Source organism: Halobacillus sp. K22 (assembly GCF_052246795.1).
Taxonomy (GTDB): domain Bacteria; phylum Bacillota; class Bacilli; order Bacillales; family Halobacillaceae; genus Halobacillus.
Genome location: NZ_JBQQCN010000054.1, coordinates 1 through 1,975 on the forward strand (window position 1 = coordinate 1; position 1,975 = coordinate 1,975).

1 protein-coding gene is annotated in these 1,975 nt (G+C 48.2%); it reads right to left on the reverse strand.

All coding sequences use genetic code 11. From position 1 onward, the window contains the following. Positions 1–124: 124 nt before the first annotated feature. Entirely contained in the window at positions 125–1,450 is a 1,326-nt protein-coding gene (ltrA, locus tag ACTWPM_RS20575) for a group II intron reverse transcriptase/maturase (protein ID WP_443134830.1), read from the reverse strand. Positions 1,451–1,975 lie beyond the last annotated feature (525 nt).

Here is a 1,975-nt window from a genome sequence, read left to right on the forward strand (position 1 = left end):
TGTGGGGTCTCGCCTAGCTCCTTCTCCCGGTCGAGTAAGCGGGAGCCTTTCATATAGAAGGGCTCCTCACTCCTCACAGAACCGTGCGAGCGGTACTACCGCACACGGCTCTTCCCATCACCATTCAGAGAATATAATTGATGTGCTCTCTCAGATCATAGATCTTCACTTTGATGCGTGGTTGAGGTAAAGGATACTTTTCGAGGAATAAGTTGAATTGATCCCAGCGAAACGACTTCCTTTGACTTCGACGGTTCATCCACTTAAAGAGGAGGCGTTTCACAATGTCAAGAAAGGTATGGACTGCCTTTAGATTGTCGGTGATACAATAATAATTGTAGTAGCCTTGAAGCGATCGCCGGAGGCGACCCATGATTACTTTAATATCCGTCGTCCGGTGCGCTTTCAGCCAGTCTTTCTGCTTCTTCATTTTCGCACTGACTTTCTTACGACTGCTTTTGCGCTTCACCCGAAAGCTCCCTTTCCGGCTTTTCCCGCAGTAATGCGTAAAGCCAAGAAAGTCAAAGGTCGAGGGTTTCTTACGACCCTCTCGCTGGCTATCTTTCTCGGCATACCGTCCGAAGGGTAAGATGTTGGTTTTATCTTCGGCGATTTCCAGGTTGAATTTACGCAACCGTTGGACGAGGGCGGAATAGAATCCTTCGGCCTCCCTTTTGTACTGAAAACAGCACACAAAGTCATCGGCATAACGCACCATGTACGCGTGTCCTTTACATCGTTTGCGATAGACTTCGAACCATAAATCCAGGACGTAGTGAAGGTAGACATTCGCGAGAACGGGCGAAATAATCCCGCCTTGCGGGGTTCCTTGGTCTGTATGAATATACTTCCCTTCCTCCATGTAGCCGCCCTTTAGAAAGCGAGCGATGATTCGCAGGAGATTCGGATCGTTGATCCGGTGTTTGAGAAACGTCATCATCCATTCATGATCCACATGATCAAAGAATCCCTTAATATCAGCGTCCACTACGTAGTTGATGGGGCGCTTTTCCAGATACACGTTCAGGATCTTTAATGCGTCATGACAGTTCCGGTGGGGACGGAATCCAAACGAACAGTCAAGGAAGTCCTGTTCATAAATCGCATTTAGAATCTTGGTGATGCCCCGCTGAACAATTTTGTCCTCGTGGTCAGGGATGCCTAAGGGGCGCTTCTTCTTCGAACCGGTTTTATCTATATAGGTCCGTCGGACCGGAACCGGGCGATAGGCTTTCTTCTTCATGCGCGCTACGAGATCTCGGATATTATCATCCAGTTTGGCATCATACGCCTCTTTGGTTACCCCGTTCAAACCGGTGGCTTTCCCATTAGGCAGTTCCGTGTGACATTGTTTGAGATTGTCCTCATTAAGTAAATGAACGAGCGCATTGAACTTCATGTCTGGATGAGCCTGCGCTAATTCTCTTATCCTTGTCAGTTTCGTTTCCATTTCAAAGTCCACCTCAGTGTGTAGTAAATGTTTCTCTTCAAAGGTTGATGACGGGTAGCGGCCTTTCCTCCGTCAGAATTACCCGACTTCGCAGGTACTACGCCGCTATCCGACTTCCTTTAGGCATTTGACAGTCCTCACTTTATTATCGCTTGTCAGTCATTACTCTTTTCGAGACCTAAAGGATCTCCCGAGTTGCCGTAACTTATCGATGTCTAACGTGCCGAGGTCATCGACTCCGAGGAAGGAGTTACTCTCTTGCCATTTTGCGATCTGTAACTCTGTAGCTTTCTGCGCTCCCGAGCGCATCAGCCTTCCTAAACTAGACGAATTTCGGAGCTTTTTTTTTTTTTTCCTTCAACCCTCTGGCTTACGGCCCATTATCTAGCTGTCTACGCTTAAAGGCAGATGTTACCATCTGCCCACAAAGACTCGCTACGAGTGAATGGCTAGTTCTTTCTCGACGGGCATCCCACCCGCTATAAGTTACGACCTATGCTCGGTCGCTCCGGGAGTCTCGTCGTT

Excerpts from the sequence above, each read along its gene's own strand:
- ltrA (WP_443134830.1), bottom strand. The coding sequence starts at position 1,450 with ATGGAAACGAAACTGACAAGGATAAGAGAATTAGCGCAGGCTCATCCA.